The sequence below is a fragment of the Blautia sp. DFI.9.10 genome (genome assembly GCF_024461705.1).
Lineage (GTDB): Bacteria > Bacillota > Clostridia > Lachnospirales > Lachnospiraceae > Blautia_A > Blautia_A fusiformis.
The window spans coordinates 1-24,943 of sequence record NZ_JANGAA010000021.1; the positions used below are offsets into that span (position 1 = coordinate 1).

Consider the following 24,943-nt stretch of genomic DNA (forward strand, 5'->3'; position numbering starts at 1 on the left):
GAATGTAACATAAAGAATCATCTACAAAATGTTCTATCTAAATGGCATTGGCCCGAAGGCCCTCCCCCTGCACCCCCACCCTCTTGGGCACGGAAGTAGTTCTTCGTTGTTGTGTGTGCTGCGTTGTTGACTTTTTTCTGTATGCTGCGGTACTCAGAATGGAACGTTGTGCCGATCTGGTTTCTGTATTCTTCGGTACTTATGGTGGTACGCTGTGCCGATCTGCGATCTGGTTCTGGGATTCTTCGGTACTTATGGTGGTATGCTGTGCCAATCTGGCTCCTGGATTCTTCGATATTTATGATGTAATGCTGTGCTGATCTGCGATCTGGTTCCTGGATTCTGGATCCTTTGATATTTCTTTGATGTTTGCTTCCGTCCCATGCTCCGTTTTTTTCCTGTCGGTTGGAAGTGTCAGCCAGAGGAAGGTGGCATCGGGCCGGGCTGCTGCGGAGGAGGGGTGATTACTACTTGGGCTGCGGGAGACGGCGTTATTGCGGCAGGGTCTGCTGTCTGAGCCGCAGGCGAGTTCTGGCCCTGCCGCAATGCTTTTAGCCGTCTCACGGAGCCCTAGTAGTATCCCCCGACGGAGTCCCTGCCCGGACCGATGCCACCTTCCTCTGGCGTCCCTCTATACCTCCACACCACAAAACCTTAACAACACCCCCGACTGCATCCCCACAGACCAATTCCACCTTCCTCTGGCGCCCCCTCTATACCTCCAACAAAAAAGCCCCGGTGCCCAGCAAATACAACACTGCCAGACACCAGAGCAAAAAGAACAAATGTCAAGCGGATATTCACAATCCACTTCGCTACTTGCTCATAACCGAATAACTGCTCCACAGCTTATCGCTTTTCGCAGCCCCGCAAAGGACTTAATTGATCCAGTTAAACCTCAATCACTTCCCATACACTGCATTAGACTTACATCCCGAAATATAAGCTTCATAATTCAACGCACTATCATAACGAGCCAAATGCCCCTGCATAACATACGGATTCCTCACAACTGACGCCACATATCCCCCGGACTTCTTCAGGCAAGTCAGATAAGTCCTCATCAGTAGCTGATAATCCCCAATCTGCTGATTCGAAGCTCCACCATTATTCTTCGCCTGAATGATCTCATTCCGAAGCTGCATAGCAGAATTTCTCAAAGTCATCGTATTTGACACCGAAACCCATGCCTGCTTATAACCCTCGATCGTCGGTCCAGGGATCATTGTACCGGTAACGTTAAAGATCAGCTCCGCGAGCTCAACATAACAGCTGCCAGTATACCCCTTATGAGTCCATACTGTATCCAGAACCTTCGTCAATGACTTCGTCAACATCTTCTTCACTTTCTTCATACACCTGTCTGACGCATAATCCACCATCAGAGTTTTCAGCGGCTGGTCATAATACTGCTTCAAAAGATCGATTCCCCTCTTCAAAGAAGAATCCTCCTGCAACCGATAATTCAGTCTGTCAAGGCAATCCCGTCCAACCGTAACCAACGTCAGAAAATTCATCAGATAATCTCCAGCACTCATAATAGCATCTGCACTGTTAAAAGTTTTATCAATGGTATCCCACCTGGAAACCCCTTTATCGTTTTTCTTGTAAAACCAATCAAGCATATCATTAAGCTCAGTTCTGCTATACTGCGTCACACCCTCCAGCTTCATAGCCAGCTGATATTTCGTGTCACCATTTTCAAAGAAATGATCCGAAAGATCCTTTGTATTATGAATGATATCATAAGCCTCTGCCAAAGTATCGTTACCATACGTCAGCATAGAACTCTCCGCAGTTTCCACAATAAGCTCCATAGCCAGACTCTGTTTCAGTTTATCATCTGAAAAATCCGTCCCATACGCCTTATTAAACAAATTACACATCGAATACGCAAATCCGTTCAGCATATTGGATTTAACCGTAGCCCAATATGTTGAAGTGCCAAAGCCCGAAGTAGCACTGGTATCCGCACTTAACGCATCAAACATCTCACCCTGAAGATCACCTGTAACCTTATCAAAACCGGCATTGTTCAGAAACTCCGGATACTTTCTGAAAAGATCATCCGTTGAAAGCTTCGTATCCACGCTGGAATCAACACCACCACCTGCATTAAAGACCACATTCGCTGTCAGCTTCTCGTTGCCACCTGCGATTTTAATCTGAGTCCATTTATATTTCGGCCCCGCATAATAAACCTTATTAATATTATTGCAGCCTCTGAATGCATTTGCCTCAACACTGGTCACATTGGAATACACCATTACCGTACGGATCTTAACACAGCCATCAAATGCACTGCTACCGATCTTCTTGGCATTTTTCGAAATATAGACAGAACCTGAAAGCGAGCTACACCCCTTCATCAGACTTGCGGAAATCTCTTTCAGACCATCCGGCAGATCAATAGAAGTCAACGATTTACAGCCGGAAAAAGCCTCCGCACCAATAGATACGGTCTTACGGTTAAGAGAAACCGATTTCAGTGCAGTACAATTCTTAAACGCCTTTTTACCAATAGTAAGAACACCCTCTTCTGCGATTACAACCTTCTGTATCTTCTGTCCTTCAAAAACACTGTCCCCAAGTCCTTTTACCCGAACCATTTTCATTCCGATCGTGATCGTCGTAGGAACTGTAACATTCACAGCCTTTCCGGTATATTTCATCAGGATCACTTTTCCATCACTATCCTGTTTAAATACCCAATCACTATTCTGGACTTTTCCCGTCAGATTGATCGTAAATACTCTCTTGGAAGCCAGGTATACCTGATCTGCACTTGTCTTCGTAGTAACCGTCACAACAACTTTGCCCTGGCCTCTCACCATCAGACCTTTGCCGCTTTCATACCATGCCGCTGTTTTTCCGGAATTTGATACTGCGCAGGAATATTTTGCTCCTCCAAGGACAAAAATCCTGATCGGCTGATTAAAATTATCACTGGATATCGTATAGCGGTTCAGGCCACTACTCTTCAAGGCTTTGGAAACCAGTCTGATATTCTGCCGCCCCTGGAAAATAACCTTCATTTTTCCGGATGCAGCTTTATAATGCTTTGTCTCAGCCGCATGGACCGTGATCGTGGCAGCTCCCGGTTTTTTCAGTGTAACCTGCTTTTTCCCCTTCACCACAGCAATACCGGAAAAATTACTGGACAGGCTGATCCTGGCATTCTCTTTCGCTGAAACACTTAAATTCTTTGTTTTTCCATTCTCTGTTGCTGCATAGATCTCATTCACTGCCTTGATCGTCTGCTTTGCCTTCGCAATGGTAAAGCTTCCGTTTTTGCTCTTAGATTTCGCAAAAACCCCTTTACCTTTAATCGTGACAGTAACTTTACCCGGCTCAATATTTTTCCCGGAAGGATAAGAAACCGTATAGTGTGTTTTTTCTTTTAAGGTCTGTCCGTAAAACTTCACGGTAACCTTTGGTTTCTGTGGCTTTCCATTCCAAGTACAGTTTTTCACTGTGATCTTTGCCTTCCTCAGATCTGTTTTTGCCCAGTGGGCATACAGCTTCTGATTCCGTTTCAGATTAAATTTTGTTTTTGCGGTAACCTTCTTACCCCCATCCTTAGGAGTCGTATACCAGCCAAGAAAATAGTAATTCTTCCTGGTCGGAGTCGGAAGTTTACCATAGACACTTCCATTTTTTACAGTTTTTGTTTTATCTTTTGACGCAAGCTTCGCATCCTTCGCATTTTTATCAAACGTGATCTTAAAAGTTGTTTTCTCTGTGATTCCCACTGAAATGAACGGTATGGAGAATTTTTTTGCGTAAGCTTCCGCAAAAGAACCTGTAGAACCTTTTATTGCAAAGTCGGATGAAACATTAACAAAAATCGTATCTTCATTCAAATATGTAATATCATTATACCACGCCATTGTTTTTACACTTGGCGGAATCATAACCCATTTCAGTGATTTACAATCCTCAAAAACATACTCATTGATTTTCTCCACAGAGGAAGGTAATGCAAGGTTTTCCAGCTTCTCACACTTGTAAAACGCCTGTTTCCACAAAACTTTAAGTCCGCTGTTGATCACAACTTTCTGCAGATTTACACATCTTCCGAATGCGATATAATCAACTTCTGTAACCGTTGAAGGAATCTCTATGGATTCGATTCCCGTACATCGGTAAAACAGTCCCTGTGGGATTTTCTTGATCCCTTTTCCAAAGGTTACCTTTTTCAGATTCACGCAATCTGCAAAAGGGCCGCCCATATCATAGTGATTTCCTGTAGCTCCATTTGTCTCCACACCAGCCGGAATATTCACTTCTGTCAGACTCTGGCAGTTATAGAACACACTTATCCCAAGATACTCCAGGGAATCTGGAAGTACAACATTTTCCAGGCTTGTACAGTTAGCAAAAACATTATCACGGATCGTTTTCAGCGTTTTCGGAAGGTCGCGTTCTGATAATTTCATATTTTTGCAGTTCTGAAAAGCTTCTGAATCAATACCCTCCAGCTTTTTGGAAAGAGTCACCTTTTTGAGATTTTTACAGCCATAAAACGCACTGTACCCGATCCATTTCACACTGTCCGGAATCACAATTTCCTCCAGGCCTATATCACCGGAGGGTGCATAAAAAATCCCTCTTGGAACTTCCTCCATTCCGTTGTCCAAAGTCACATTTTTCAGATTTTTACAGCCATAAAAGGGACCTGGCCACTGCCGATTCGCCGCTGTGGTATCATGGGTCTTCATTTTTGGCGGGATGTTGATCGTTGTAAGACCTGTACAGTCTCCGAAAGCTCCTACATCCAGAAATTTCAGCGTAGATGGAAGCTTCACGGAAGTCAACCTCTCACTGTAGGAAAACGCTCCATTATAAATATTTTCCAGACCTTCCGGAAGAGTCACTTCCGTAAGTGCAGAACAACTCCGAAACGCATATGCCTCGATATTTTTTACAGTATCCGGAACAACGATCTTTCTCACACCAGGACACTGCAAAAATAATCCCTTGGCGATCTTTGTGATCCCTTTCCCAAAGGTGACCGTCGTCAGACCTGCATCTCCCGCAAAAATCCCCGGATACGCCGGACTCTCACCCACATAACCATGCGTTACCATTGATGCGGGGATATGGATACGGGTAAGACTTGTACATTGCTTAAATGCACCTGCTTCTACCACCACCCCATTATCCGGAATGCGGATGGACGAAAGGGATGTACAGCCGAAAAAAGCTTCTCGTCCGATCTCTTTTACAGAATCCGGAATATTCAGACTTGTCATATTAATACAGTCTGAAAATGCCCCGGTATCGATCCGGACAACCGGCTTGCCATTGATCGAAGATGGAATGTTTCCATTCACATAAGCGCATCTGTCACTTTTTATCTTATTGTTATTCTTATCATAATGGTCATCGTTAATGACCGCTTTGATCGTAACCTCACCTTTTTCATTGGAAGCACAGCGCAATCCGTTCCATTCAAATTCTGCATTATCCGCACCTGCAGAAAATGCATCTTCACTGCCATCCTCAAGCTGAGCTTCTTCCACTTCCTCAGCATCCCCAGATTCAAAATCTTCTGCCAGCCTTTCCGTGTCCTCTTCCAGCTCTGTGTCCTCTTCGGGCTCCGCTTCCTCTTCCAATTCCGGTTCTGTTTCCAGTTCCGTAGAAATATCCGCTTCATTCACACCGGACTCTGTCATTTCTGATCCATCTTCTCCGGGATCATCAACCTGCTCTGTCTCAGAAGCAGCTGCCTCATCAGATGGCAGCTCCTCCTCTGCATCCGTCAATTCCTCAGCACCGTTTTCCTCGGTTGGCTGCGGTTCCTCTTCCACTGCCTGTTCCACACTCTCTTCTGCTGAAAAATCAGCTGCACTGACCAGCATTCCCGAATCCAGGCTGCCAGCCAGAAGCGTCATTTCAGCATCAATGCCAGTTTTCTTTTCATACCCAATCCTCCTTAAAAAATATAAAGCAGCCATATTTTATTACTGCTTATTATCCTGATTTTCTTTCTGATTCTTTTCTTTTTTCTGAGCAGTACTGTCGGACTCTGCAGAATTTCCCTGCATGATCTTATTCAGTTCCTGGATCATCTCTTCATCCTTCAAACGGAATTTTACCTCTACACGTCTGGACGCATCCTTATCTACATTTCCATCTGCATCCAGAACCGGATCTGACATGGAATGCCCATTCACTGTCAGACAATCCTTCAGTTCCTGAACCTGTGAATCCTTCAGAAAATCACTCTTAATATCCAAAAGATACTGCGCTACCGCCAGAGACCTCTTCTGTGACAGCTCCAGGTTATAACTGTAATCTCCGTCTGTATCCGTATAACCATCAATAATAATCTCGCCAAGATATTTCTTATAGGAATCATCCAGCAACACCTTACAATATGTCGGCAGTACCATAGACAATGTCATCTTACCGGAATCGGTAAGCTCTGCCTGATCATAATCAAACATAACATTGGCATTCAGCGTCAGCGCACCTGTCTGTGGATCAATATCCACATTGAGGTTCTTTTTCTCAAATTCCTTCTGCAAAGCTTCCACAACCTCAGCTTTCACGCCGATGATCTTGTCAATCTTCTCCTGTTGCTCTTCCAGAAGCTCTGTTTTTTCATCCAGCGCAGACTGCTGCTCTTTCAATGTATCCTGTTGGCTGGAAAGCTTCTTTTTCTGAGAGGCCAGCTTTTTCTGCTGCGCCTCAAGCGTTTCCTGCTGTTTGGCAAGCTTCTCCGCCAGAGAAGACAATTCTTCATCCTGAGATTTGATCTGCTTGTCCTTGGACTTGATCTGCTCATCCTGGCTTTTTAATGTCCCCGCCTGCTCATCCAGCGCATTCTGTTTTTCCAGAAGCTCTTCTGTATATTTTTCCTGAAGAGCGATTTTTTCATCCCGTTCCTTCAGACTGTCCTGATAGCTCTTCTGTGCCTGAAAAAGTGTCACACACATGATCAGAACAAAAAGCAGCAAAACTCCTGCCATCATATCCGAATAAGAACGCCAGACATTAAACCCATGCTCCTCCGGCTTTCTTTTTTTGCGCATTGACAATTCCTCTCTTATTTAAATAAACCAAAACGACTTTTCTGTGCTGCCTTCGTTGCCTCACGGATACTGCGCTCGATCTCATCCAGCAGCGCTTCCTGTCTTGCACCCTGTCCCTCCAGAAGATCCTCCAGATCCGTCAGCTTATCCTTAAGTTCTTGGATACCGGCATTGCTTCCATAGCCCCAGGGCTGTCCGGCGATCAGATGGATATCACGGTTATTTTTTGCCGTCTTGATCTCAGAAAGAAGCCTGCGTACCTCATCCAGAACACTATTGACCATCTTCTGGCTCTCGGTAAATTCTTTCACTCTGGCTTCAAAATCTTCGATCATCTTCTTATCTTCTCGAAGAAGCTCCTCGCTGATCCTATTGGAATCCGCAACTGCTTTCATCCCTTCTGCAGCACTGTCCACATACTGGCGCATAGATGCATTGCAGTTTTTCCAGAGATCTGCGGATTCTTTTTCATTTTCATGCATATGCCGGGCAAACTTTTCGTAATCCTGTTTCTGCAGCTGCTGGATCATCTGATTATCCCGGATAATACGGTCTGCAGTCTTCATATAACTGCTCTGCATCTCATCGATTTCCTTAATGGCATCCTTCATGGCACGTTCCTGCTTCGTAAAAGTTTCACTCAGCTGACTGCTCATGGTCTTGTACAATTCTGATGTATATTCTGTATTCTCCTTCTGCACCTTCTTAAGTTCTGCCAGAGCATCATTAAAATCTTCAAACTGCATCTGAAAGGAACCATGCATCTCGCTTAAAAACGTATCCAGGATCTCCCGGATCGCATCCTGCTGCCCTTTTGTCACAGATGCGGTAAGAACGTCCAGAGAATCATTCATCTTCTGAAAAGTAGGCGTGATCACTTTCTCAAAGCTATCTGCCATCTGCACAGAAAACTGTTCCGCCATCTGTTTCATGGCTTCTGTCTGCGTCTTCTGGCTGGAAACAAGGAGATTCCAGGACTCATTCTCCGCAGTAGGGAGCACCAGTGCGTGAAAACGATCCAGAAAATCCTGCATCGCCTGGGACATCGCAGAATATCCGCTTTTCATCCCAAATGTGTACACAACAGAAAGTGCAACTCCATAAATGGAAGTCAGAAACGCAACTTTGATGCCATCTACAAGAGCGGATACCGAGCTTGTCATCACTTCATAATCTGTGGGCTGAAAATTCTTAAGTCCCCACACAAGACCGATAAATGTTCCAAGGATACCAAGGCTTGTAAAAATGTCCGGAGCCATCTCAAGGAGTCTCTTGTGGATATGTACATCTACATCCTCAATATTCACAAAATCCTCTACTTCAGCGATCCCTTCTTCCGTTCTGCTGATGCTGTCAACAAAATCATCCATCTTTTTGTCGAGATAGCGGTCACCAAAAATCCCTCGCAGCTGCCCAATCTCTTCTTTTCTGGCTCTTCCCGGAAGCTGAAACACTTCTGTGATCTCACCAGAGCCATGCTTCAGTGCTCTTGACAGGTTATCCATCCGATATAAACCTGCAAAAAGCCCCACTGCGTATATGATCAGCATAAGTCCCAGAAATGTAAAATTATAAAGCAACACATTCCCGGAGCCTTTTCCAACATAAGCAGTCAGGGTTGCCGCGGCCACTGTTACTGCCAGAAACAGCACTGTATTCATAAACTTTTTTCCCATAATATGCCTCCCCTGTCTTTATTTTTGAAAAAAGTTACTCTTTTGTTCCCATACTATCATAACATCTTCCCTAAAACAACCAGAAAGGACAATTCCTTCGCCAAAAGAATTGTCCTTTCGTCTTTTTTCTATTTTATACTTTTATTTATACTTTTATACGGCAGGCTGCATCATCGCTGATCAGGATCCTGCGTCCGCAAACACCTACGATCACTCCGCCAAGTATCCTGCTTATGATCTGTACGGTCTTTCCTTCACTGACATCATATTGCCTGATCTGTTCCATAGTCTCCGGCATTCCGGTCATCCACTTGATCGTGTAGCTTTCCCCTGCTTTTGTCTCATTTAATGACTGCATATACTCACCCCATTCCATATATCACATCACTATCAGTAATTATCCTCTATCCGTAGGCGGATATTCGCAATCCGCACTTGGTTAAATGATTTCATATAATCCCAACACAATTCTGCATCTTTATATAATTAGTAAAGTTTAACTTTTATTTTTCTGAATTATCCATTACTTTTATATATTTTATCTCATTTTATCTCAATTAGTCAATCATAACCTGTGAAATTCCACCAATAAAAACAAGCAAAAAAAGAAACGCAGAACAGCCATTACAGTTATTCTGCGTTTCTCATTATTTTCTATGCATAAACTCTATCTTCTTCCAGAAGCGTTGTCTTTCCATTCTTTACTTCCACAAGATTAACACAGCAGTTTGGCGGCACGGAGCCTCTCCAGAAATTCTCCGGATCAGGATCTACATTCTGAAGAAGAGCACGGACTGCACATCCATGAGAGGCAACAAGAATTGTTTTATCCGCAAGAGTCGGATCTGATGTTATTTCATCCCAGAAATCCTTTGTCCTGGCGATTACATCAAAAATATCCTCGCCCTTTTCCGGTCGTTTAAAATTTACCGGAGCACGGAAAAAAGTCTCGATCTGCGGATCGATATAATTGCCATCTGCATCTCTTACCTGATCACCCTCCAACACACCAAAATCGATCTCCTGAATCCGCTTATCCGGTATAATCGGAACATCACGTTTCCCCAGAACATATTCTGCTGTCTGTTTTGCCCTTGAGAGCGGACTTGTAAAACAGATATCAAACTTCACATTACGGAGAGCTTCTCCGGTTTTTTCCGCAAGAAGGATCCCTTCCTTCGCAAGAGGTACATCCGCTGCACCCTGAAGCTTTTTTAATTTATTCCACTCAGTCAGGCCATGTCTTACAATGTAGATCAGCATCAGCTTCTCAGCTCGATTCCAAGTCCGTTAAGACCATTCATGATCTTTTTCATTACTGCGGAGATCTCGTTTTCACCAAGAGTCTTGTCATGGGCACGGAATACCAGAGAATAAGCCATGGATTTGAAACCTTTCTCAATCTGTGCGCCCTCGTAGATATCGAACAGCTGATAACTCTCAAGAATATTTCCGCCTCTCTGATCAAAAATCTCCTCAATCTGTCCTGCGAGAACTGCATGGGGAACTACAAGGCTCAGGTCACGAGTTACAGCCGGATATTTGGCAATTCCTGTATATTTGTGGTTGAAACCAGCAAATTCCAGAACATCCAGAATGTCGATCACCGCGATATATGCCTTTTCTCCGATAGAGTAATTATCTGCAACAGCCGGATGAACCTCACCTAAGTATCCAACTACCTTACCCTCGTAGATCATGTTAGCCTGTCTTCCTGGATGAAGGAATGGTTTTCCGCTGTTTGGATCGTAGGTAACCTTTTTCTTCATTCCGATCTTCTCGAAGAACTCCTCGCATACACCCTTCATATCAAAGAAATCGCCTTTTCCGTACATTCCAAGTGTAAACATGGTACGCTCATCCGGAAGCTCTGTAACCGGAAGGGACTTCGGAAGATAGATATTTCCAAGCTCGTAAAGACGAACATCTTTATTACGTCTGTTATAGTTTGTGGAAAGGGATGCCAGCATACCGTTCAGTGTGCTTGTACGCATGATACTGTAGTCCTCTCCAAGAGGATTGCTGATGGTGATGACTTTACGAAGATCACTGTCCTCAGGAATACAAAGCTTGTCAAATACCTTCGGGCTTTCGAAAGAATAGGACATTCCCTCTGAGAATCCGCAGTATTCTGCGATATCTCTTGCAACCTCCTGGATACGAAGCTTAAATGGCAGCTTACCTGTAGTAGCCTCTCCTGTAGGAAGTGTCATCGGGATCTTATCATAGCCATAGAATCTTGCAACCTCCTCTGCAACATCTGCATTACAGTGGATATCCTGACGGAATGTCGGTGCAACGATCTCGTCTGTTTTTTCATCATAAGCCAGTTCTACACGTCCAAGATAATCGATCATCTCTTCTTTTGTAAGGCTGGTTCCAAGAAGCTTGTTGATCTTCTCAGGCTCAAATTTTACTCTGGATGGCTCTCTTGTCTCGCTGCAGACATCAACCATCCCGCCTACAACCTCACCTGCACCAAGCTCTTCCATCAGCTGGCATGCACGGTCAATTGCAGCCTGTGCATTGTTCGGGTCAAGACCCTTCTCAAATTTACCGGATGCATCTGTACGAAGTCCGATCCTCTTGGAAGAAAGACGGATGCTGGTTCCATCAAAGCACGCCGCCTCAAAAAGAACCGTTTTTACATCGTCTGTGATCATGGAATTCTCTCCACCCATGATACCTGCGATGCCGACAGCCTTCTCACCGTCACAGATCATCAGAACGTTCTCATCCATGATACGCTCCTGGCCATCCAGTGTGACGAATTTCTCATCTTTTCCTGCACGGCGTACAACGATCTCCTTATTTGCGATGGTATCCAGATCATATGCATGCATTGGCTGTCCAAACTCTTCCATTACATAGTTTGTGATATCAACCAGGTTGTTGATCGGGCGGATTCCATTGGAAGCCAGACATCTCTGCATCCACTTCGGGGACGGACCGATCTTGACATTTTTTACAACTCTTGCGCAGTAACGCGGGCAAAGCTCCGGATCCTCTACAGTAACCTTTACATAATCGGAAGCTTTCTCATCATTTTCCTTAACCTCTACAATCGGCGGGCAGAATTTCTTCTGGAAGGTTGCTGCTGCCTCTCTTGCGATTCCAAGAACACCGTAGCAGTCTACACGGTTGGAAGTGATCTCATACTCAAATACCACATCGTCAAGGCCAAGTGCCTTAACAGCGCTTTCACCCACAACTGCGTCCTCAGGAAAAATATAGATTCCGTATTCCGGTGCTTCCGGATACATTTCTCTGGTGCTTCCAAGTTCCTCGATAGAGCACATCATACCAAAGGACTCAACGCCACGGAGTTTGCCTTTTTTGATCTTGATCCCTCCGGGAGTCATTTTTCCATCATGGCCGCCTGCAACACGTCCGCCATCAAGAACAACCGGAACTTTATCTCCTTCTTTTACATTTGGAGCGCCTGTTACGATCTGCACACTCTCAGTTCCGATATTTACCTGGCAGATGATCAGCTTATCTGCATCCGGATGCTTCTCGATCTTATCGATCTGGCCGATCACGATCTTATCGAGATCTGCATCCAGCTCTGTAAAGCCCTCTACCTTTGTGCCTGTTAAGGTCATGGCATCTGTATATTCCTGTGCCGTTACATCCAGATCCGGCACATATGTTTTAATCCAAGATAATGAAGTATTCATTTTGGTTGTCCCTTCTTTTTTCTATATTTACTGTCAGACGGATACTCATGATCCGTGTTCACTGTTTTAGAACTGTTTCAGGAATCTGCTGTCGTTCTCATAGAGAAGACGCATATCATCGATCTCATATTTCAGAAGTGCGATACGCTCCAGACCTACACCAAAGGCAAATCCTGTATACTCATCCGGATCGATCCCGCACATACGGAGAACATTCGGATGAACCATACCACAGCCAAGGATTTCGATCCAGCCGGAACCTTTACAGAAACGGCAGCCTTTTCCGCCGCATTTGAAGCAGGAAACATCAACCTCAGCGCTCGGCTCTGTGAACGGGAAATGATGCGGACGGAATTTGGTCTTTGTCTCCGGTCCGAACAGCTCTTTTGCAAACTCCTGAAGGGTTCCCTTAAGATCTGCAAACGTAACATTCTTATCAATAACAAGGCCCTCGATCTGATGGAAGGAAGGTGAATGTGTTGCATCTACCTCGTCAGAACGGAATACACGGCCAGGTGCGATCATACGGATCGGAAGCTTGCCTTTTTCCATCTCACGTGCCTGCACCGGTGATGTCTGGGAACGGAGCAGAATGGAATCATTGATAAAGAATGTATCCTGCTCATCTCTTGCCGGATGATCCTCCGGAATATTCAGCTTTGTAAAGTTGTAGTCCGCATACTCAACCTCCGGACCTTCCACAACCTCATAGCCCATTCCGATGAAAATACGCTCAACTTCTTCCAGAGCGATAGTATTCGGATGGCGATGACCGATCTTCGCTTTCTTTGCAGGAAGTGTTACATCGATCACTTCTGCCTTCATTTTTTCCTCACGGACCTTCTCCTCGAAATCCTTTTTGGAGGCTTCCAGAAGTTCTTCGATCTTAGCTCTTGTCTCATTGACAAGCTGTCCAACCTTCGGACGCTCTTCCGGAGCAACATCCTTCATACCTTTTAAGATTGCAGTAAGCTCACCTTTTTTTCCAAGATATGCAACACGCACATCATTCAGCTTATCCAGGCCCTCGGATTCCTCGATCCGTTTTCTGGCATTTTCAGCCAGTTCCTGAAGTCTTTCTTTCATATCCATGGTCTATTTCTCCTTTAATTAAAATGATCAAATGATCCGCCGCCCACCCCGAAGATCCAGATATGGGCAATAAAAAAACCGTCCCTCATAAAAGGGACGGAATATCCGCGGTACCACCCAGTTTCCCATGAAAAGATCACGGGCACCTCTTGTCTGCTTAACGCGCAGCTTACGTCATCTCCTACTGTTACTTCAGAGATGAAGCTCCGGTGGGAAATTCAAGAACCATCTGAACCCGGGGAAGCTTACAGCCGGTGACTTCCCTTCTCTGTGAGAAAATGATCCTCTATAAACACCTTCACAGCTTTTCTGTCTTTTAATACTATGCCACAAGGTCTGCCTTCTGTCAAGCGCAAAGTCAGGATTCTTTGGAACTGTTTTTTTCATTTTCTTTCTTGGAAAGAAGTGTTTTTACAGATCTTTGGGCCTTTCGGAATTCATTTTCGAAGTAGGCATTGATCTCCGCCCCGTAAAGAAGCAGGTTCATACACACATACAGCCACAGCATTACCATGATCAGCGCAGTCAGACTTCCGTACATATTTCCAAAATTCGGAAAAAATTCAAAATACAGGGAAAATCCATAGGAAAATATCATCCATGCCACTGCGATCATAAATGCACCCGGAAGCTGGCTTTTAAAGGTTGCCTTTCGGTTTGGAAGCACTTTATAAAGGACCAGAAACACTGCAAACAGCACGGCAAATACAAGCAATGTCCTGGCCCCTATAACCTTGGCCAGCAGCCTCCCGAGAATCGGAATGGTTCTCTGTGCAGCTACTTGGATTCGATTACCAAGAACCAGGACCAGAAGAGTGACAATGATCGCCAGCACAAACAACAGCATATAAAAAACCGAATAGATTCGGGTCATCAGCCAGTTTCGGGTTTCCTTTACATGATAAATGGTATTTAAGCCATTGGTGATCGCCTGCATTCCCTTTCCGGACGCCCAGAGCGCCATCAGCGCAGACAACGGCACGATGGCTGTACTTCTTTTGTATACTTCTACCACAATGCTCAGCACAAAGGTCTGCAGATTTCCGGGCACAAACCCGATGATGGCATCCCTGACAACATTATAGCTTAACGGTGTATAACGGATCAGCGTTGTAAGAAACAGTATAAACGGGATAAACGACATGATCAGAAAATACGCTGCCTGGGCCGCATATGCACTGACATGATCTCCGTTTGCCCTGCGCACAAATCCCAGCATGAGCTGGATTATATTTTTCTTTTCCTCGTCCATGCTGACCTCCCTCAGGTTTCTTTTTTACCAGGAAAAGCGTTCAAATCCAATCTTATCCTGGATTTCCGGAAAAAGCTTTACTTCCGGCTGCAGGCTCTTATGTTCGCCTATCATCTTTTCCATCCATACCATATTATACCAACGGTTAAACTTATAGCCGCATCTGTGGAACTCTCCCACACGCTTATAACCGAAATGTTTATGAAAATCCACACTGGCACTGGTCAGGTATTCATCATCTTTTGGTGCAACTGCAATGCAGGCGTTCAGGTTCAGAATTCCCATCTCTGCAAGAAGACTCTCCAAGGCTCGATAGAGTCTGCCTCCTGCACCGCTGCCCCGCCGGTCATGTCTCACATAAACAGACATCTCTGCACACCAGCCATAAGCAGCCCTCGGGTGAAACGCCGAACCATAGGCATATCCCAGGATCTCTCCCTTCTCTTCTGCCACAATATACGGATATTTCACCTTTATATCATGGATTCGCTGCGTAAACTCTTCTATGGAAGGTGTTTCGTATTCAAATGTGATCGCAGTTTTTTCTACGTAGTAGGAATAAATCTCTAAAAGTGTTGCTGCATCCTTCTCTTCTGCCACACGTATCTGCATTGCCTTCTCGCACCTCTTTTATTTCTGTTTGTCTGTTATTTCACAAAGAAACGGTAAACCGTTTCAGAGCTGTACTCTTCACCGGGAAGCAGGATCGGAGAATGGAAATCCTCTACATTGACTGCATTTGGCTCCACCTGTGTCTCCAGGCAGAATCCATAACGTTCATGATAAACATGACCGTTCTTTCCCTTCTCATCCTTAACAAAATTGCCTGCATAGAACTGCACACACGGACAGTCGGAGGAAACCTCCATACCGATACCGGATTCCTTACAGTATGCAGTAGCGATCGAACGGACATTGCCCTTTGCATAATTATCGGTTACATAGTTATGGTCATAACCGCCTGTGAACTTCAGCTGTTCAAAATCCGCCTCAATGTCTCTGCCGATCGGTTTGGAAACATTGAAATCCATCGGTGTTCCCGCCACCGGTGCATATTCACCGGTAGGAATGGACTGGCTGTCTTTTACCGGAGTAAAATACTTCGCATGAATACATACTTCCTGGTCAAGCACATCTCCGCTGCCTTCTCCGTTCAGATTAAAATAAGAATGGTTGGTCATATTGGCAACGGTAGCTGCATCAGAGCGTCCTCTGTAAAAAATCTTCAGTTCGTTTTCCTCTGTGAATTCATATTTCACAACAATGGAAAATTCTCCCGGAAATCCGTTCTCTCCATCCGGACTGATGCGGAAGAAATCCACGCTATTCTTCTCCTGGGAAATTTCTTTTACTTCCCACAGCTTTTTCTCAAAACCATCCGGACCGCTGTGAAGATTGTTATGATTCTCATTCTCTGCAAGAACCACTTCTTTATTATCAATAAAAAATCTGGAATTCTCGATACGGTTTCCACTTCTTCCAATGATCGCACCGAAAAAGCATCCATTAATCTCATATCCTCGGATATCGTCATATCCAAGGACCACATCCTTCAGATCTCCGTTCTTATCCGGAACACATATCTTCACCAGGATCGCACCATACTGAAGCACTTCCGCATAGGCACCTTTTTTATTCTCAAGATGATAGATTTTTACTTCTTCTCCTGTAGGAAGTACCCCAAATTTCCTTTCAGAAACACTCATGTTTTAATTCCTCCCATATATGAAAAAAGAGCCACTAACCGGCTCTATGTCTTTAACCGATTAATCCCGGGATGCCGTTCCCTTATTTTTGACGCCTAGCAGATGCTAGGTGGGTATCCTCAACAGTGTCTTCTGCCTACCACGACGTGAGGTCTGACATCCAACCTGCGATTTTGGATTCCCAAAATGTCAATGTAGGTTCAAAAAGAAAAGGGGGATCGAACATTCCAGGATTCGGTTTTCGTTGTTTTTATTATAAACCAGTATTTGTGCTTTTTCAACAGAAAATACATTTTCTTACTGATTTTATTATCAATTATTATTTGATCTTAAGGATATCCTTTACTGCTGCCGGCATATCCACTGCATCTACCACCCTGTCATGAAGAACCGGGGCAGTACGGATTTCTTCAACTGCACGTGGAACAGGTACTCCGGAAAGCGCACTTAATGCGTCTACAAGGCCAAAATCATCCAGATCTTTATGCTCCTCACCAAGTGCTTCCATAACACTTCTTGTGAATTTATACGGACTTGCAGTAGAGGCGATCACTGTCGGAAGATGATCCGCTGTCTCACTTACATACTTCTTATATACGCCGGCTGCAACTGCAGTATGCGTATCGATCACATAATTGCTGTTTTTGTAGATATCACTGATGGCCTGTGCAGTCTCATCTTCACTACAGAAATTACCATAAAAATCAACAAGCTGTGCTTTCATATCGTCAGTAATGGTATATTCGCCACCCTCACTTAAGGATTTCATAAGCTCTGCACATTTTTCAGCATTTTCTCCGGTAAGACGATAGATCAGTCTTTCCAGATTGCTGGAGATCAGGATATCCATGGAAGGAGATGTCGTAAGGATGAAATCTCTCTTTCTGTCATAGGTTCCTGTGCGGAAGAAATCATAAAGAACACGGTTCTCATTCGATGCACAGATCAGCTTGTGGATCGGAAGTCCCATCTGTTTCGCATAGTATGCAGCAAGGATATTTCCGAAGTTTCCGGTAGGAACTACCACATTGATCTCCTGTCCGTCTTTGATCCTGCCGTCGCGTACCAGTGATGCGTAGGCATATACATAATATACGATCTGAGGAACAAGACGACCGATGTTGATAGAGTTTGCAGAAGAAAACTGGAAGCCTGCCTGATCCAGCTCTGCTGCCAGCTCATGATCATTGAACATCTTCTTAACTGCAGTCTGGGCATCATCAAAGTTACCGGTAATACCTACCACATAAGTGTTGGCACCCTTCTGAGTTACCATCTGTTTCTCCTGGATCGGGCTGACACCATGCTTCGGATAAAATACAATGATCTTCGTTCCCGGCACATCTGCAAAGCCTGCCATGGCAGCTTTACCGGTATCTCCTGATGTTGCGGTAAGGATCACGATCTCATTCTTAACATTATTCTTCTTCGCTGCAGTTGTCATCAGATGCGGAAGAATGGAAAGCGCCATATCCTTAAATGCAATGGTCGCGCCATGGAACAGTTCCAGGAAATATGCCCCATCCGCTTCATGAAGAGGCGCGATCTTTTCTGTATCAAATTTGCTGTCGTATGCTTTGTTGATACAGTTCTTAAGCTCATCCTCGGTAAAATCTGTAAGGAAACGGCTCATTACCTCATATGCTGTCTCCTGGTAGGTCATCTGTGCCAGCTTGTCCATTGGTACATCCAGCTGTGGAATGCTTTCAGGCACGAACAGTCCGCCGTCCTCAGAAAGGCCCTTAAGTATGGCCATAGACGCTGTAACTGCCTGCTCTTTTCCTCTGGTGCTCTTGTACAATACCTGCATTGGTGTTCCGCCTTTCTATTGTAAGATATTCGTTTTCTTTTCAACGTTATCACATTATAGCATGGAATTATGGAAAATGCCACCACTTTTAAAAAAGAATCTGTATTGCCCAATCCCACCCTGTGATCAGACAGATATTCACAGCTTTCGGATAAAAAGAAACCGCCGGTCTGTTTCTGCCGGCGGTTGGTTCCTTCTGTACTGCATCAGTTCTTCCTATTTATATGTATAAAATTCATGGACCCCGTATTTAAAGAGCCTCTTCAGGTCCTTTTCAAACCATTTCACATTATGTTCCTCTGCTGCAGATTTCTGGATAAAGAACAGTGCACCTTCAGAATAATCCGTACCCTTCAGCGCCTGCTTGACCGCTTCCCTTGTTTCATCGGAAACTGCAACTTCATTGATCCTGCCATCATAGGTCGGTGAAAACTGCGGAACGCCGTCACTGTTATCCCAGACAACCTCTGTCACCGTATTCGGAAAATCTTCGCTTTTTACACGATTCATGATGACGTTAGCCACCAGAACACGGCCCTTGATATCTTCACTTCCTGCTTCTGCCTCCACGATCCTCAGAAGTGTATCATAGTCTTCATCTGACATCAGTGTGGGATTTTCTGCCAGTGTGATCGACCTTGCATCAAGTTCATTTACTTTGTTTTCCATAGAGGAGCTTACATTAAGATCTGCAGCAGTATTGGTTACTTTCTGTACTCTCTGGCCTACGATCACCTGCTCACAGGAACTTCCGATCCTTGTAACCGTGCTTCCGGATAATGGTGTATCCGTAACTCCTGAAACCACACCTGCGATCCCGGTAGGAACAGCAACCTCTTCATAGGGAGAGCCCTCTCCTCCATCTGAAGCTGCATAAACCCTGCCTCCCTCACTTTCTGCAAATGTCCTTGTCCCCAGAGAAATAACCATCGCCAAAACTGCACATAATGTCAGCACTGCAAAACTGCGCGCGGAATTTCCTCCGGTTTTTCCATTTCTACGTTCATCCTGCACTCCGTCAGCCTCGCGTAAATCTTTCTCAACTTTCATAATCTCATTCCTTGCGTTTCATTTTCTGTAACAGCCCATAATCCTCCGATGCGACATCACAGCCCCCATTATCATCGCTTCCCGGATAAATACGGATCATTACGATTTCCTTTACATGTTTGTAACATTTTTGTAATGTATGGGAAAATTATATTTAATAATATTGAATATGTCAAGCTTTTTCCCGTATTTAACGCTTCAACGGCGGTATTTGTGTTTTATCCACACCTTATCCACATGTATTCCACATAAAATCCACATAAAACCGCAGAGTTATCCACACTCATGCCGTATTTCATTTCAGAAAAAAAGGCAGATAGCGTCTCCATCTCCGTCCAATGTTGTACACCCACTTTCCGGAAATCGTACTTCTATCTGCCTGTTTATCCTTTTTCAGAACAGTTTTTTCTTCTGTTATTTACAGATTTGATTATAATATTTTGTTTTCAGCCAGTCAAGGATTTTTGCTCGACCAGATCCGACACCTTATGCAAAACGGCACAGGGCCTGCACGAAAAGTGTCGCATAAACACACAGATCGATACTCCAGGCTCCCAGAAACAGTCCCCATGGTGTTTCCCCGGCTCCTTCGGCAAACCGTTTGGGCTTCAGCGCAAGGATCAGCGGAAAAAGAAGCGGCAGAAAATACCGTCCCTGCACGCCCAGGATCTTATCGTAGCCATAGGCTGTCCACTGTCCATATAACGTTACAAAGATCAGCGCAAATACCAGGAGACTGACTCCTCCCAGAATGCTCTTTACCGGAAGATCCAGACGGATTCCCGACATATCATCATTCCCGGAAACCTGAAGGACCAGGATCAGAAGATATCCTATTGCCAGCAGGGCACAGACAGGAATGTTCAGCCATCCAAGATTACTTCCTATCATTTCTGTAAGATAGGTCACACCAAAATTATCTAGGCTCCGCACAAAAGTCAGGACAAAGGCAGCCGGATCCTTCAGGATCCCCACAAGCTGTGCAGCTGTATCCACACCTGGCTGTGACTCACAGAGATATCGGGATGCAATGACCAGCCAGCCGAAACTTAAGATCAAGATCACAGTTCCTGCACAGACCACATGAAACCAGTAATTTTTTCTGCTTTTAAACCGTTCTTTCGGGATCAGGAACAGGAGCAGGCAAAACGGCATGTAAACCACTTTGCAAAGACACAGGAATCCGGTCAGCACGTACATCCATATCAGCTGTCTTCTACTCATCACTTCTTTTTGTTTATATCGCATAGCCAGTACAAAGGCAGCCAGAGCAACCGTCAGAGCCAGGGCCAGGGCATCTGCTGACATGGAATTTGCTGACTGGATATTCACAGGTACCAGCCCCAGAAGTACGAGGAAATTTTTCCCAACAGGCGTCAGACGAATGGCAAAGAAAAAGAACAGTCCAAACATAAGCATATTGGCGATCCTTCCCGCATAGGCAAGAACCATCGGCCGGTCCGTAAACAGATCTGCAATGCGGATCCCTACTGCCTGGGGAAGATACGAAGTAGGTGCATACAAGGCTGTATTTCCAAATCCGTAAAACTGTGTTTTTTCCCGGTCGATACGCTGATCTGCATTCTCTCCGATATCCCATAATGATACATGATCCTTGGCGGAAAATTCCGGAACCAGACCACTGTTAAACGTCCTTCCATATGAGAATAAGTCGTTTCCTCCGTTGCCTTCCGACGTCAGATATCCTCTGGAAACCTCATAGCTTCTCAGATAATGGCTGTACTCATCCGGCGAATTAAAGGCCGGAACCGCCGCCAGCGTACAGATACTCATAAAAATATAAACAACGGCAAACACCACTTCTGCCCGGAGCTGTCTGCGTTTCAGAAATGCAAAGATCACCAGCATCACAGCTGCCGCCGCTCCAATCACCAGAAACACCAGTGATTTTGGAAATGGCCTGGAAATGATCCGATAGGCAAGTGTCTGTGTATCATCCTTCTGGCTCACCAGCCCTGCAGCCACTCCGGTATCCCCTTTTGCGCCATCTAAAACGATCCGGAATTTCTGCCCCTTACATTCCGTAAGCTTCTGGTCAAGCCGGAAATACGTGGTATCCCCCGACGATATGGTCAGTCTGCTGGCCTGCCAGCTCTGGATCTCCCTTTCATTCTGATACAGCGTTACCTGAAACGTTCCAGCAACCGATGCACTCTCTGTAGAAAGAAAAAGCTCCACACCGGACAGACGGTTCGTTTTGCAGGTAAACTCCTCTTCAAAGCTTCCTCCCGCACCGATCATAGACCAGGTATCCGGTCTTGCCTGCTGCTTTACATTTCCGAGGATCTCCGAATCACTAAGCAGATATGCGGAAAAGATCAGGATCATTCCCCATATCAGCAGATATTTCAGAGCGTTTTTCAGCTCTGCAGACAGGCTGTATGAGCTCCTGTTTTTTTTCTTATTTTTCATAATATCCCTCTTACTCACTGTTATTTTCACATTCCGCACTATTATAGCATCTGCACGGCAAAAAAAGAAGCTGCGTTTTATGGCAGCTTCTCATTTTTTATAAACCTATCCGGAACCGGATGCTTATCGATTGTTGATCGCAGTTACCAGTGCATCAATAGAGGCACGAATGATATCCTGATCAACACCCGCTCCCCAGGCAAGCGTTCCATCCGGTTTACGGATTCCCACATAAGCGATAGCCTTGGAAGAAGAACTCTGCTCCAGAGCATGCTCCTGATAAGTCTCCAGTGTGTATTTCAGTTCGTAAGCTTTCTTCAGTGCATTGCTTACCGCATCCAGACGACCATTTCCGGAAGCCTCTGTAACGATGGTTTTTCCACGGAATGTAGAAGTAACCCGTGTTACGATGCCGTCTTCCTTCTGCTGGAAATGAGCCTCATTGATGCTGTATGGTTCAACCACATTTTCGAAGGTAGATTTGAACAGGCTGAAGATCTCGTCCGGATGAAGCTCTTTGTGCTTGTGATCGGACACTGCTTTGGCTGCATAGCCCATAGCCTCGCGCATTTTCGGAGGAAGGTTCAGGCCAAACTTTGTCTCCAGTATATAGCCTACACCGCCCTTTCCGGACTGGCTGTTGATACGGATAACATCTGCGTCGTAGTTTCTTCCCACATCTGTCGGATCGATCGGCAGATACGGAACAGTCCAGTGCTCCAGATCTCCGTTCTCTCTCCAGTGCATACCCTTTGCGATGGCATCCTGATGAGATCCGGAAAATGCAGCAAATACAAGAGCTCCGCTGTATGGACTTCTTTCATAGATCTGCATTCCGGTACATTTCTCATAAACCTCACAAATATGCGGCATATCAGAAAAATCAATCTTCGGGTCCACACCCTGGGAATACATATTCATACCAAGCGTTACAATATCCACATTACCGGTACGCTCACCATTTCCGAACAAAGTTCCCTCAATTCGGTCAGCGCCTGCAAGAAGACCCATCTCGGAGTCTGCAACGCCACATCCACGATCATTGTGCGGATGAAGAGAAACGATCACGTTTTCACGGTATTTCAGATTATCACACATGTATTCCACCTGACTTGCATACACATGCGGCATAGAATGCTCAACCGTAACAGGCAGGTTGATGATCGCTTTGTTATCTGCAGTGGGTTGCCATACATCCAGAACCGCATTGCACACCTCCAGTGCATACTCCGGCTCTGTTCCCGTAAAGCTCTCCGGGCTGTACTCAAACTGAAAATTGCCTTCTGTCTCATCAGCCAGTTTTTTCAGAAGTGCAGCGCCATCTACTGCGATCTTCAGGATCTCCTCTTTTGATTTTTTGAATACCTGCTCTCTCTGAGATACGGATGTGGAATTGTATACATGAACGATCGCTTTTGGGGCGCCTTTAACAGCTTCAAAAGTCTTACGGATAATATGCTCTCTTGCCTGAGTCAGCACCTGGATCGTTACATCCTTCGGGATCAGATCCTGCTCGATCAGCGTACGGAGAAACTCATACTCTGTCTCAGAAGCAGCCGGAAATCCAACCTCGATCTCTTTAAAACCAATCTTTACAAGAAGCTTGAAAAATTCCACTTTCTGCTCCAGGCTCATCGGGATCACAAGTGCCTGATTTCCGTCACGAAGGTCTACAGAGCACCAGATCGGGGCCTTATCCACATATTCTTTCTCCGCCCATTTCATACATTTCACCGGCGGCATGTAATACTGACGTTTGTACTTGGATGGTGTCATCATTTTGTTTTCCTCCACTTTCTGTTTCCATTAAAATTTCTCTTTGGTTTCTGTTTTTGATATAAAGACATAAAAAAAATCTTCCGACTCTGCAGATTCTGCAAGAGACGAAAGACAACTGCTGTCCTACGCGGTACCACTCTTATTTCATGAATGAAAATTCACACACTTGACAGATACGGAATGTATATACATCCTTATATCCTCTCCGGATAACGGCGGACACCGTCTGCGTCTACTCTCTTATATAATATATAAAGATTTCAGGCAGATGCTCCGAGGCGAGTTCCACAAATCCCTTCCGCTGCTTCTCACCGGCCAGCAGCTCTCTGTGCTCCGTTCTCTTGTGTACTATTCCTCATCTATGCATTTTCTTTTTGAAACTGGTATTAGGTTAACACGTTATGGAAGATTTGTCAACGAAATTTTAACGATGCACCGCGCAAAAATTTCAGTGCATCACTCACGAACAGCAATCCGGGCTGATCCGTTTCTCTGTCTTCCTGCTATCTGCGGCAGACATTATTCGGCTCCCCGCCTGACTGAAAGCTGATGACCAATCCAGTACACAGCCCCGCCAATACCTCCTCCAAGAGTATTATATGTCAGATCAGAAACCTGGAACGTCCCAAGCCTCAGGAAAAGCTGCAGAAGTTCAATGGACAGTGAGAATACAAAGGTAATCTTAAGTCCGGTCCACACAATATTCAAGAATGTTGTTTTTTTCAATATTTTCTTTCCTGCGGTCCAGAACAGCAGGATCGTGAACGGAATGAACAGCATCAGATTCTCAATACACTCGGTTGTGAGATATCTGGTACCATCCTCTCCATATTTCCAGATCCACCAGTTCGCCATCACATCCGAAAGGGGATTCATCCACATATCCCGGTTCAGCAGCGTGCGAAACAAGATCATGGTTGTATAAAAGGTCAGAAAAAACAGCTTCCGAAAAAAAGCATTTCCTCTGAAATACTGCCACCACACGGAAAAAGCTCCCCTGATTCCCCTTCCACCTGTCTCATTATGGTAGGCAAAGAGATAAAAAAACAGTACCATCACAGACAGGATCACAGAAAACCAAAATGGCTGGTACAAAGCTGTCAGTACACTTGTAATAATACTTGATATGATGTCTTTCATTATAAGTCCTTTCACATAAGCCAGACAGTCGACCATTCTTCTGTCCGGCAGCTCTGTCATTATTCCTACCTATATTACTACACTCTTCCCACAAAAGCCAGAAAAAGATATCTCTCACCGCTCTGTCAATCAACCTGTATATCGTTTTTATATTTCTGAAAATGTGAGAGGCAAGGGATATTCGCAATTGAAGCAGGGGACTTACTTGATTCGGCTAAACTGCAATATTTTTTTATTTTTAACAAATTTTTGTTATATTTTACCAGCAAAACATGCTATAGTTCA

At 44.8% G+C, this 24,943-nt stretch carries 16 protein-coding genes, 1 other RNA gene and 2 other annotated features; of the genes, 1 reads left to right on the forward strand and 16 read right to left on the reverse strand.

Annotated elements, in window-relative coordinates:
- The first annotated feature begins 158 nt into the window (after positions 1 to 158).
- Entirely contained in the window at positions 159 to 320 is a 162-nt protein-coding gene (locus NE671_RS12270; RefSeq protein ID WP_256164038.1) for a hypothetical protein, read from the forward strand.
- Positions 321 to 902: 582 nt separating this feature from the next.
- On the opposite strand, the gene NE671_RS12275 is transcribed toward NE671_RS12270, so the two are convergent.
- From NE671_RS12275 to NE671_RS12350, 16 genes are all read right to left on the reverse strand, one after another.
- Positions 903 to 5,960 carry a leucine-rich repeat protein gene (locus NE671_RS12275; RefSeq protein WP_173740885.1) on the reverse strand — a complete coding sequence of 1,686 codons (5,058 nt, stop codon included), beginning with the start codon at positions 5,958 to 5,960 and terminating at the stop codon, positions 903 to 905.
- A 6-nt stretch (positions 5,961 to 5,966) separates the two neighbouring features.
- Positions 5,967 to 7,040: an OmpA family protein gene (locus NE671_RS12280; RefSeq protein WP_173740884.1), complete on the reverse strand. Its 1,074-nt coding sequence runs from the start codon at positions 7,038 to 7,040 to the stop codon at positions 5,967 to 5,969.
- 14 nt (positions 7,041 to 7,054) lie between these two features.
- On the reverse strand, positions 7,055 to 8,716 hold the full coding sequence (locus tag NE671_RS12285) for a MotA/TolQ/ExbB proton channel family protein (RefSeq protein ID WP_256164039.1): 1,662 nt from the start codon (positions 8,714 to 8,716) through the stop codon (positions 7,055 to 7,057).
- A gap of 145 nt (positions 8,717 to 8,861) precedes the next feature.
- Positions 8,862 to 9,074 (reverse strand): ferrous iron transport protein A, encoded by a 213-nt coding sequence (locus NE671_RS12290; protein ID WP_044962386.1) that lies wholly within the window; start codon positions 9,072 to 9,074, stop codon positions 8,862 to 8,864.
- Between the two features lie 296 nt (positions 9,075 to 9,370).
- The gene (locus NE671_RS12295; protein ID WP_022427216.1) at positions 9,371 to 9,979 is read right to left on the reverse strand and encodes a histidine phosphatase family protein; all 609 of its coding nucleotides are present in this window, start codon (positions 9,977 to 9,979) and stop codon (positions 9,371 to 9,373) included.
- Complete coding sequence (pheT, locus tag NE671_RS12300) at positions 9,979 to 12,396, reverse strand: phenylalanine--tRNA ligase subunit beta (RefSeq protein WP_256164041.1); 2,418 nt, start codon at positions 12,394 to 12,396, stop codon at positions 9,979 to 9,981. Before pheT ends, NE671_RS12295 begins: the two co-directional genes overlap by 1 nt.
- Before the next feature lie 66 nt (positions 12,397 to 12,462).
- Positions 12,463 to 13,482, reverse strand: a complete 1,020-nt coding sequence (gene pheS / locus NE671_RS12305) for a phenylalanine--tRNA ligase subunit alpha (protein WP_044962388.1) — start codon at positions 13,480 to 13,482, stop codon at positions 12,463 to 12,465.
- 95 nt (positions 13,483 to 13,577) lie between these two features.
- Positions 13,578 to 13,799 (reverse strand) — a binding site (T-box leader).
- Between the two features lie 47 nt (positions 13,800 to 13,846).
- Positions 13,847 to 14,740, reverse strand: a complete 894-nt coding sequence (locus NE671_RS12310; protein WP_021652921.1) for a YihY/virulence factor BrkB family protein — start codon at positions 14,738 to 14,740, stop codon at positions 13,847 to 13,849.
- Between the two features lie 24 nt (positions 14,741 to 14,764).
- Positions 14,765 to 15,352 (reverse strand): GNAT family N-acetyltransferase, encoded by a 588-nt coding sequence (locus tag NE671_RS12315; RefSeq protein ID WP_015526760.1) that lies wholly within the window; start codon positions 15,350 to 15,352, stop codon positions 14,765 to 14,767.
- 35 nt (positions 15,353 to 15,387) lie between these two features.
- Positions 15,388 to 16,446: an aldose epimerase family protein gene (locus tag NE671_RS12320; protein WP_129975317.1), complete on the reverse strand. Its 1,059-nt coding sequence runs from the start codon at positions 16,444 to 16,446 to the stop codon at positions 15,388 to 15,390.
- 59 nt (positions 16,447 to 16,505) lie between these two features.
- Positions 16,506 to 16,683: non-coding RNA, 6S RNA (gene ssrS / locus NE671_RS12325), on the reverse strand.
- Between the two features lie 82 nt (positions 16,684 to 16,765).
- On the reverse strand, positions 16,766 to 18,256 hold the full coding sequence (gene thrC / locus NE671_RS12330) for a threonine synthase (protein WP_059086358.1): 1,491 nt from the start codon (positions 18,254 to 18,256) through the stop codon (positions 16,766 to 16,768).
- Between the two features lie 216 nt (positions 18,257 to 18,472).
- On the reverse strand, positions 18,473 to 19,306 hold the full coding sequence (locus NE671_RS12335) for a cell wall hydrolase (protein WP_022427220.1): 834 nt from the start codon (positions 19,304 to 19,306) through the stop codon (positions 18,473 to 18,475).
- A 486-nt stretch (positions 19,307 to 19,792) separates the two neighbouring features.
- Complete coding sequence (locus NE671_RS12340) at positions 19,793 to 21,739, reverse strand: DUF2142 domain-containing protein (protein ID WP_173722727.1); 1,947 nt, start codon at positions 21,737 to 21,739, stop codon at positions 19,793 to 19,795.
- Between the two features lie 123 nt (positions 21,740 to 21,862).
- The gene (locus NE671_RS12345) at positions 21,863 to 23,518 is read right to left on the reverse strand and encodes a 2-isopropylmalate synthase (protein WP_173722725.1); all 1,656 of its coding nucleotides are present in this window, start codon (positions 23,516 to 23,518) and stop codon (positions 21,863 to 21,865) included.
- Between the two features lie 97 nt (positions 23,519 to 23,615).
- Positions 23,616 to 23,889: a binding site (T-box leader), on the reverse strand.
- A gap of 148 nt (positions 23,890 to 24,037) precedes the next feature.
- Positions 24,038 to 24,718, reverse strand: a complete 681-nt coding sequence (locus NE671_RS12350) for a VanZ family protein (RefSeq protein ID WP_227589151.1) — start codon at positions 24,716 to 24,718, stop codon at positions 24,038 to 24,040.
- Between the last annotated feature and the right edge of the window lie 225 nt (positions 24,719 to 24,943).